Genomic DNA, 9,482 nt, shown 5'->3' on the forward strand with positions numbered 1-9,482 from the left:
CATAGAAGTGATAAACATTATTAAGGTCGCTTCACACCCTCTTCGTTTTTTAAAAACAAACATTTGCTTATCATGCATCCGTATGTAGATCTCACACCAGACCATCTTTCTTAGATGAGGGTGACTCAAAAAGTGAATCATCAACTTTTTAAGTCACCCTCTGAATCTACCTTTCTATTGTGGCGCAATAATTCCGCTTGCCCAGTCGTAGCTCTCCAGGTATGGATCAGGCTTTACTGGTTCCCCTGAATTCCAAAGTTCCTCAAACTGTCCATCAGTCCGAACCTCACCAATTCTTACCGTTTTATAGACATGCTGGTTATCACCATCCACTTGAACTGGACCGCCTGGTGCACCAAATTCAATACCCGCAGCAGCTTCACGAACTTCATCTACATCTGTAGTTCCAGCTAGTTCAACAGCTTGTGCCCATAAATGAACCATAAAATAGCCAGCTTCAATCGGATCACCCGTTACTCGATCTTCACCATACGCTTCTTTATAATTGGCAACGAAAGATTCATTTTCTGGTGTTTCTGTTGTTTGATAATAGTTCCAGCTTGCTAAATGACCTTCCAAGACATCTGCACCAATTCCTCGTATTTCTTCTTCTGCCACACTTACAGACATAACCGTGACATCTTCACTTGTAATTCCTGCATCTGCTAGTTGCTTAAAGAAAGCAACATTACTATCTCCATTTAAAGTATTAAAAATCACTGTCGGCTCTGAATCACCGATTCTTGAAATGATCGTGTTGTAATCAGTATGACCTAGTGGTGTATACTGTTCGTCGACTAACGTTGCACCATTTTCCTTTAACTGTGCTTTAATAATTTGGTTGGCAATACGAGGGAAAACATAGTCAGAACCTAAAAGGAAAAATTCAGTTCCCCGATTATCTAGCAACCAATCGACTGCTGGAACAATTTGTTGGTTTGGTGCTGCACCCGCATAAAAAATATTAGGTGAAGCCTCCATCCCTTCATATTGAACGGGATAAAAGAGTAGCCCATTATTTTCTTCAACGACAGGTAGCATGGCTTTACGACTGGCTGATGTCCAACCACCGAAGATGACATCAACTCCATCTTGTTGTAAAAGCTTATCAGCTCGCTCTGAAAAAATTGATGGCTCTGAGGCTCCATCTTCAATTATTGGAACTAATTCTTTACCTAGTACCCCACCAGCAGCATTAATCTCTTCGATCGCTAATAACTCTGAATCTCGTACTGATGTCTCACTCATGGCCATTGTTCCACTTAACGAGTGTAGAATACCAACAGGAATTTGATCTGAATCAATCTCGACTCCTTCATCCCCTTCAATTGATCCACCGTTTGACTCACCAGAAGAATCACTAGGCTCATTTCCACAAGCTGCAAGTAACAGTAGCATTGCTAGAAACAGGCCTCCTAACCATGTGGCTTTCCGTTTGTTCCTTTCCATAAAAAATCCCCCTAAGCTTTATTATGTACCACTTCTTACACCCTCAAGGTTAGCAGTATTTTTTCTAGAAGTCTCTTTGTGCGTCAGGAAAACTAACGCACAATTTAAAAAATTTAAAATATACACTTTGATGATAGCTTATTTTACATTACTATCGAAACTAATCTTAAAGGCAAAAAGTTACGATTACGTTTTACTAGTTTAACGACTTTTTAATGTAGTGCTTATTTACATCTGTAAATAAAAAAAGAGATGTATCTCGAGTAGAGATACATCTCTTTTTTTGCTTTGAAATTACGTTTGGATAAAAAACAAGCTCAAGTTTCTTAACTAACGATAACCTACTCAACAGTTACACTTTTTGCTAAGTTTCTCGGCTTATCAACATCACAGTCACGATGTAGAGCTGCATAGTAAGAAATAATCTGTAAAGGAATCACTGACACAAGAGTTGTTAAATACTCGTGTACTGCTGGAATTACTAATGTGTCGCCTTCCTCCTGCAATCCTTCCATACTAATAATACATGGATACGCACCACGAGCAGCCACTTCTTTGACATTTCCACGAATGCTTAAGTTGACATGTTCTTGTGTCGCAATTGCGATGATTGGAGTGCCGTCTTCAATTAAAGCAATCGTTCCGTGCTTCAGCTCTCCACCTGCAAAGCCTTCAGCTTGAATATAAGAAATTTCCTTAAGCTTTAAAGCCCCTTCTAAGCAGACAAAATAGTCAGCTGCACGACCGATAAAGAAGCAATTACGTGTTACTGCTAAATACTCACGGGCGATTTTTTCTAATTTTTCTTTTTGATCACAAAGAGCTTCCATCGCATTTGCGACAATACTTAACTCTTGAATTGGATCAAAATCAATTTCGATTCCTTTAGCCTTTGCTGTATCAACAGCAAGAATCGCTAATACAGCCATTTGTGCTGTGTAAGCCTTTGTCGAAGCTACCGCAATTTCCGGTCCAGCGAACGTATGCAAGGTGAAGTCTGCCTCACGAGATAATGTTGACCCCGGTACGTTCGTAATCGTTAATGCTGGGTAGCCTTTTTCCTTCACCTTCACAAGGACACCGCGTGAATCCGCCGTTTCCCCGCTTTGTGAAATAAAGATAAAGAGTGGTTTTTCTGATAATAATGGCATATTGTAAAGAAATTCACTAGCAATATGCGTTTCAACTGGTTTGCCAGCTAACTTTTCGATTAATTGCTTACCAACGAGTCCTGCATGATAACTCGTTCCAGCCGCAATAATATAAATTCGATCCGCTTCTTTCATGGCTTCACGAATATCGGCTGATAATTTGATATCATTATTGTCGTCTTGGTATTTTGAAATAATATTACGAATGACTAGTGGCTGTTCATCAATTTCCTTAAGCATATAATGAGGGTACGTTCCCTTTTCGATATCGCTAGCATCAAGCTCTGCTGTATATGGCTCTCTATCAATGGTTTCACCAGCTAATGTTTTAATCGTAATGTTATCACGTGTAACAATAACCATTTCCTGGTCCATTAGCTCAACAAATTGATCAGTTACATGTAGCATTGCCATTGCATCACTAGCAACTACATTGACATCTTCACTAATGCCAACAAGCAATGGGCTCTTGTTCTTTCCAACGTATACCTTATTACGGTCTTCACGATCTAATAAAGCTAACGCGTAAGAGCCCTTTAGCAATGAAAGCGTAAATCGAAATGCTCCTTCAACTGATTGACCTTCACTAACAAACTTCTCGATAAGCTGAACGACAACTTCTGTATCTGTATCACTCACAAAATCAACGTCTGCTAAATACTCTCTCATCAGTTGCTGGTAATTTTCAATCACACCATTGTGTACAATTGTAAAACGTTTAGAAGCACTTTGATGTGGATGAGCATTGATTTGACTTGGCGCACCGTGTGTCGCCCAACGTGTATGCCCAATACCGACCGTTCCATTTACATTATAGTCTACAGCTTCACGTAAAGCAGCAATGCGCCCTTTTTCTTTGAAAAGATGGTTGTTATCCTCACTAACGATTGCAATACCAGCTGAGTCATAGCCACGATATTCAAGTTTCTCTAGTCCTTGTAATAAAATTTCTTTTGCATCTTGGTTTCCAATATATCCGACAATTCCACACATAAATGAATGACCTCCCTGATTAGGGGGCAAGAAAACCAGGGGCGTTCTTGCCCCACTCTTTAAATAATGACATGTTTAAAGGGTCGCATCTTTACCGATCCATGCTAACCTTAAATACTGATTTGTTCACCAGTACGATTGCTTTTGTGCAAAGAGTTGCCTCCTTGTTTTAAACAATCGTTTACGGTTGTGGTGATGCAACCGAGAGGTATCCGCCGATCGTTCGATAAACCTCTTCCTCGTCAACTATTTTAGTACTGCGTAGTCCCTAAAATAGTTCAGGCGCTTTTCTAGATATTGTACGATCCTCCTATCATTTTGAATCAAGGATAATCATACAACAAAATTGTAAATACGGTCAATGTCTAATTATTGAACAACGACCAATTGCCGTATAGTTAAAAATATGCATAGGCAGCGTTAGATGTGCCACCTATGCATGTTTTTTTATTTTATGTTAGTTGTTACTCACTCATACCAAATTGTTCTTCCACTACATTTACAATTTGATTTACATATTGCTCACAAAGTTCAACGGTTGGTGCTTCAACCATCACACGAACAAGCGGTTCTGTTCCCGATGGTCGGACGAGCACACGGCCATTCCCTGCCATTTCCTTTTCCACAGCTTCAATCGCCTCAGTAACTACAGCACTAGTCTTGACAGCGTCTTTATCTACAACTCTGACATTAACTAACGTTTGTGGGAACTTTTCCATTTCACTAGCGAGTTGAGATAGAGACTTTCCTGTCGCTTTCATCACATTGACTAGCTGCAGGGCCGAAAGCATCCCATCGCCTGTTGTGATGTGGTCTAAGAAAATAATATGTCCTGACTGCTCCCCACCGAGGTTATAATCAGCCTTGCGCATTTCTTCCATAACATAGCGGTCACCAACAGCTGTTTGCTTCGTCTGGATACCATGTTCCTCAGCTGCTTTATAAAAACCAAGGTTACTCATAACTGTAGTAACAACTGTGTTATCTTTAAGCCAGCCTTGCTCTTTCATATACTTTGCGCAGATGAACATGATTTGATCACCATCAACAATCTCGCCCTTTTCATCAACTGCGATGAGACGGTCTGCATCACCATCAAAAGCAAGACCGACATCAGCTCCTTTTTCTTGAACAAATTCAGCTAGAGCTTCGGGATGAGTTGAACCGACACCATCGTTAATGTTCAAGCCATTCGGTGATGTCCCCATCGTAGAAATATCAGCTTCCAAATCAGCAAATAGATGTGGTGCTAGCGAGGAAGCTGCACCATGGGCACAGTCAAGCGCAATATGAATGCCTTCAAAATCCTCTTGAACAGACTGTTTAAGGAATTGCAAGTACTTCTGACCGCCTTCAAAATAATCACTGACATGACCAAGTTCAACTCCTACTGGACGAGGAATGTCATCTTGCTGTTCTAATAACTCTTCAATTTCCTGTTCTTGCGCATCTAATAATTTAAACCCATCTGGACCAAAAAACTTTATTCCGTTATCTTCAACAGGGTTATGTGAAGCAGAGATCATTACCCCTGCATGCGCACTTAGAGCTTTTGTTAAGAAGGCAACGCCTGGTGTAGAAATCACGCCTAATCGCATCACTTCACAACCAATCGATAGAAGTCCTGCAACTAGTGCCCCTTCAAGCATCTGTCCTGAAACTCTCGTATCACGGCCGATTAAGACTTTCGGCTTTTCTGTATTTCTCGTTAACACATAACCACCAACACGGCCTAATTTAAATGCTAATTCCGGAGTTAGTTCTGTATTAGCAACGCCTCTAACACCGTCAGTTCCAAAATACTTTCCCATCATGATCTCTCCTTCAATGCACATTCGTCACACCATAATGAATGGTGTTTATTCATTTTCAACTTCCTCAATCGTAATGACTGCTTCTAGGCGATCTGTTTCAAACGAAAGGTCTTGAGGTCCATTAATTTGAATTGGCACAACATGTTCACCAAGCGACAATTCATTAACATCGATGTACGCTTGAATATCTGTATCAATGATTTTACTCAAGACGGTCTCAGTTCCTTTGACGACAACGTCAATAAAGCGCCCTGCTTCAGATTCGAAATTCACCCTATATCCGTCGACAAGCCCGCTGATTTCAACAGGGATATTGTAGAACCCCAAACTCTCTTGTTCATTTAATTCAACTGTTACATTGACTTTTTCAGGGTCAACCCTCTCAACACCAGTGGGCTTCGGTACTTCCAATTCAACCGTCTGATCTTCAGTGATTTCATCCAAATCTAACTCTAAACCATCAATAACCGTAATTGCATTTATAATATCTTGCGGTCCAAAGATCCTTACTTCCTTAGGATCAACCGTTAATGAATCAACACTTAGTCCTTCTGGCAATTCACCTACACGTGTGACTTTTACGGGTACATCCGTATGTGGACTTGTAATCGGTACTTTAACATCGACAACAGATGGCTCCACATCTAACTGTAGTTCATTACCGACATGATCATAAATCTTTACCGGCACCCCTTGTTCAATCGTTTTATCTGCATCTTTGACATCGACATAGGCTTTCACCTTCGCCACCTGATCAATCCATTCTTCGGCAGCCGTAATTTCAACATTAACTGGTGTAACGATCGGCTCCCCTATTGAATAGCCTTCCGCTACTTCCCCCTCGTTGACCAAGTCAACTTCGACTGGGATTGAGATTGTTTTCTTGTCTTGTAAAACGACCCTTACAAACTGCGGCGCAATCGACACAGAAAGTTGGTTTGGAAATCCATCATGTTGGATACTGACATGGTGGACACCTGCCTCTCGATCCCTTAAATCAACATACACATCAAAAGCCGGTCTCGTTACTTGCAACATCGTCAACACACTTTGCGGTCCTCTAAGGTTGACTTGAACGGTTTCGGTAATTTCAGTGATTTCATAATTCTCTTCATCATAATATGCACTAAGTTCGACTTCCTCTAATGTATAAGAACCATCACTTATTCGTGGCAAAACACCACCTGGTTGATTATTAAAGTTATCCATATTAACCATCAAAAACAGCATTAGCGCAATGAAAAATGAAATAATCTTAACAAACCAGGGACTATTAAATAGCTTATCCATGTTTTTTCCCTCCCCATTGCCAACGAGATGAAGAGGTTTGCTTCGCTTCACTTGTAAGTTCCTTCTCTAATAAATGTCTTAGCGTCTCTTCGTTCAAATCACGGTGAATCTCACCATTCTTTGTTAACGAAATGTTCCCAGTCTCCTCTGATACAACAATCGTGAGACTGTCTGTCACCTCACTTACACCAAGAGCAGCGCGATGGCGTGTACCTAACTCTTTGGAGATAAATGGGTTTTCAGATAAAGGTAAATAACATGCAGCTGCTACGATCTGATTCTCTTTTAATATGACTGCCCCATCATGAAGTGGTGTATTGGGGATAAAAATATTAATCAATAATTCAGATGTTAATGTAGCATTCATCGGGATCCCGGTCTCTACATAATCATTCATTCCGGTTTCACGCTCAACTGACATTAAGGCACCGATTCGCCTTTTTGCCATATACTTAGAAGCTTTTACGATGGAATCAATTGATTTAGAAACATCCTCATCTTGATGATTTGTCCCTCTAGAAAAAAAGCGCCCTCTTCCTAACTGTTCAAGCGCCCGCCTCAACTCTGGCTGGAAAATGATAATAATGGCCAACACCCCGTAGGTGACCGTTTGTTCCATAATCCATTGCAGTGTCCTTAAGCCAAAAAAACTACTCAAAAACCACACTGCTAAAATGACTGTAATCCCTTTTAATAGCTGGACTGCTCTTGTTCCGCGAATGACCATGATTAATTTATAGACAACATACGTTACTAATAAAATATCAATGATTCTTCCCAGATAATTAAGCAGTTGAAAATCTTCTCCAGGAAACATAGCAGCACTTCCTTCAAACCTTATTCAACAAAAATTACCCACTATTAGTAGCTTTATCATTATATCACAATTTCAAAACAAGCTTTACCGTATCAATCATTACGATCTCGTTCAAAGACAGTAATAACCTCTGTAAAAAACGATTTTGTATGATACCATACCCATTCTAACATTTGGTCAATTTCTTCAATTTCACCTGAAACAGTACCTGCTGAAGCAAGGTATTGCTCACTATTAATAAGCACAATGTTTCCTTTGACTTCACCTTCAACCTCTAACCGTCCATTTCTAATAACCAGATCCCCTTCAATCACCTCATCTTCAGGGACGATCACTGTCGATCCATCCTGATCAATTTGAACATTTGCAGCTCCTGTAACAACTAACTCACCATGTGGATCACTCCATAGCGAAAATACACTTGTTGAGATTAATAATAAAAAAACAGAGACTGCAACAAGAAATGGATGCTTTTTTACCCATACTTTCCAGTTCGTTGATTTTTTTTGATTAGGAAGTTGCTTCATCACTTGTTCAGTAAAGCCAATAGGTGCTTCAATATGCGATGAACTTTGCACGAAGGCAATAGACTTCTTTAACTCTTGATAGTGTTGATTACAAGAATTACATTGTTGTAAGTGGTCGATTAGTTGTTTACTTTCTTGTTCTGACATCTCTTCATCTAAGTATTTATGAATTAACTCATGATATTGCTTTTTACAGCTCATTACAGACCCTTCCTTTCCTAAACATTACGAAGTCTTTTTCGAAGCGCCTCTCTTCCCCTATGCACCCTTGTCTTGACAGTAGCAACAGGTAAGTCGAGAATTTCACTTATTTCTTTTAACGAAAGGTCTTCAATATATTTCAAAATAATTGCTGAGCGATATTTAATCGGTAAACAGGCAATTTCCTTCTGAATCCATTCTTGAAGTTCATGTGTTAACACTTCTTCTTCAGGCAACGCTTGATCAACTGCAATTTGCGATAGCAGTGTTAAGCCTTCAGTACCAGTAACCTTATCCTCTAAATGGTAATCAGGCTTTTTCTTTCGCAATCGATCAATAGCAAGATTCGTCGCTATCCGAAATAACCAGGTTGAAAATTTCCGCTTCGTATCATATGAGTCAAGGTTGCTAAAGGCACGTAAAAAAGCCTCCTGTGAGATGTCCTCCGCCTCATGAGCATTTCCAAGCATACGATAGGACAATTGATATACCTTGTCCTTATATAACTCAACGAGCTCTCCAAACGCCTGTTGGTCGCCTTTTTTCACTTCTTTTATGATCCGTTTTACTACTCTATCCATCGTTAACCTCCGCCCCTGTGCGGTTTATCATACTTACGATTTATCACCGAAAAGGTTCCAACATGTAATTGTATCTATTTTAACACTTTCAATTTTTAGCGTGCAGAGACTTTGAAAACAAATGTTTATAAAATCTTCATATGGGTAATAACCATACCATATTAAAATTACGATGCAAGGGTGTGCTCCAATGACAACTTTTAAAAATGAGAAAGAACAGCTCCTACAAGAAATTGAAGAAACTAGACAAGCGTTACATACAATAAGTAAACATAACAACCTTCTATCAAAGGAAATGATTGAAATGAGTCAAAAGCTCGATAAATTACTTAATGAATATGAGAATTATGTCTCAGCAAAACAATCACTCAATTAAAAAAACCTTAGATCCTAGATCTAAGGTTGAATATGTATAGTTGGTGGAGCCTAGCGGGATCGAACCGCTGACCTCCTGCGTGCAAGGCAGGCGCTCTCCCAGCTGAGCTAAGGCCCCAAAATTAAAGAAATGTAAGTATTTATCGTCATGCTCCTGTGCTGCTAACGCTGTTTCAAACTAGCAAAGAAGCAGTCAAGAAGTAAATATGGAGCGGGTGATGAGAATCGAACTCACGACCAGAGCTTGGAAGGCTCTTGTTTTACCACTAAACTACACCCGCAAT

The 9,482-nt window shown here is 39.9% G+C and carries 8 protein-coding genes and 2 tRNA genes; 1 reads left to right on the top strand and 9 read right to left on the bottom strand.

Going from position 1 to position 9,482, the window contains the following annotated elements:
* Window positions 1–174: 174 nt before the first annotated feature.
* The 7 genes from urtA to sigW all read right to left on the bottom strand — a co-directional run bounded on the left by urtA (window position 175) and on the right by sigW (window position 8,823).
* Window positions 175–1,449 carry an urea ABC transporter substrate-binding protein gene (gene urtA, locus KH400_RS19495; RefSeq protein ID WP_217227554.1) on the bottom strand — a complete coding sequence of 425 codons (1,275 nt, stop codon included), beginning with the start codon at window positions 1,447–1,449 and terminating at the stop codon, window positions 175–177.
* Window positions 1,450–1,790: 341 nt separating this feature from the next.
* Window positions 1,791–3,593, bottom strand: coding sequence for a glutamine--fructose-6-phosphate transaminase (isomerizing) (gene glmS, locus KH400_RS19500; RefSeq protein ID WP_217227555.1), 1,803 nt, complete (start codon window positions 3,591–3,593; stop codon window positions 1,791–1,793).
* 464 nt (window positions 3,594–4,057) lie between these two features.
* The gene (gene glmM / locus KH400_RS19505) at window positions 4,058–5,404 is read right to left on the bottom strand and encodes a phosphoglucosamine mutase (protein WP_217227568.1); all 1,347 of its coding nucleotides are present in this window, start codon (window positions 5,402–5,404) and stop codon (window positions 4,058–4,060) included.
* A gap of 48 nt (window positions 5,405–5,452) precedes the next feature.
* Window positions 5,453–6,697, bottom strand: coding sequence for a CdaR family protein (locus tag KH400_RS19510; RefSeq protein WP_217227556.1), 1,245 nt, complete (start codon window positions 6,695–6,697; stop codon window positions 5,453–5,455).
* On the bottom strand, window positions 6,690–7,514 hold the full coding sequence (gene cdaA / locus KH400_RS19515; protein ID WP_217227557.1) for a diadenylate cyclase CdaA: 825 nt from the start codon (window positions 7,512–7,514) through the stop codon (window positions 6,690–6,692). The genes KH400_RS19510 and cdaA overlap by 8 nt, the downstream gene beginning before the upstream one ends.
* Window positions 7,515–7,606: 92 nt before the next feature.
* Window positions 7,607–8,242, bottom strand: coding sequence for an anti-sigma factor family protein (locus KH400_RS19520; protein ID WP_217227558.1), 636 nt, complete (start codon window positions 8,240–8,242; stop codon window positions 7,607–7,609).
* 17 nt (window positions 8,243–8,259) lie between these two features.
* On the bottom strand, window positions 8,260–8,823 hold the full coding sequence (gene sigW / locus KH400_RS19525) for an RNA polymerase sigma factor SigW (RefSeq protein WP_217227559.1): 564 nt from the start codon (window positions 8,821–8,823) through the stop codon (window positions 8,260–8,262).
* A gap of 190 nt (window positions 8,824–9,013) precedes the next feature.
* Between sigW and KH400_RS19530 the strand changes: the two genes are divergently transcribed.
* On the top strand, window positions 9,014–9,199 hold the full coding sequence (locus tag KH400_RS19530; protein ID WP_217227560.1) for an aspartyl-phosphate phosphatase Spo0E family protein: 186 nt from the start codon (window positions 9,014–9,016) through the stop codon (window positions 9,197–9,199).
* Between the two features lie 41 nt (window positions 9,200–9,240).
* On the opposite strand, the gene KH400_RS19535 is transcribed toward KH400_RS19530, so the two are convergent.
* Together KH400_RS19535 and KH400_RS19540 are read right to left on the bottom strand one after the other, a co-directional pair.
* Window positions 9,241–9,316, bottom strand: a tRNA-Ala gene (locus KH400_RS19535).
* A gap of 89 nt (window positions 9,317–9,405) precedes the next feature.
* Window positions 9,406–9,479 (bottom strand) — tRNA-Gly (locus KH400_RS19540).
* Window positions 9,480–9,482 lie beyond the last annotated feature (3 nt).

Source organism: Desertibacillus haloalkaliphilus, from assembly GCF_019039105.1.
GTDB classification, from domain to species: Bacteria; Bacillota; Bacilli; order Bacillales; family KJ1-10-99; genus Desertibacillus; species Desertibacillus haloalkaliphilus.

Bases quoted from the DNA above. Each gene is read 5' to 3' on its own strand.
- urtA (WP_217227554.1), bottom strand. From the start codon at position 1,449: ATGGAAAGGAACAAACGGAAAGCCACATGGTTAGGAGGCCTGTTTCTA.
- glmS (WP_217227555.1), bottom strand. From the start codon at position 3,593: ATGTGTGGAATTGTCGGATATATTGGAAACCAAGATGCAAAAGAAATT.
- glmM (WP_217227568.1), bottom strand. From the start codon at position 5,404: ATGGGAAAGTATTTTGGAACTGACGGTGTTAGAGGCGTTGCTAATACA.
- KH400_RS19510 (WP_217227556.1), bottom strand. From the start codon at position 6,697: ATGGATAAGCTATTTAATAGTCCCTGGTTTGTTAAGATTATTTCATTT.
- cdaA (WP_217227557.1), bottom strand. From the start codon at position 7,514: ATGTTTCCTGGAGAAGATTTTCAACTGCTTAATTATCTGGGAAGAATC.
- KH400_RS19520 (WP_217227558.1), bottom strand. From the start codon at position 8,242: ATGAGCTGTAAAAAGCAATATCATGAGTTAATTCATAAATACTTAGAT.
- sigW (WP_217227559.1), bottom strand. From the start codon at position 8,823: ATGGATAGAGTAGTAAAACGGATCATAAAAGAAGTGAAAAAAGGCGAC.
- KH400_RS19530 (WP_217227560.1), top strand. From the start codon at position 9,014: ATGACAACTTTTAAAAATGAGAAAGAACAGCTCCTACAAGAAATTGAA.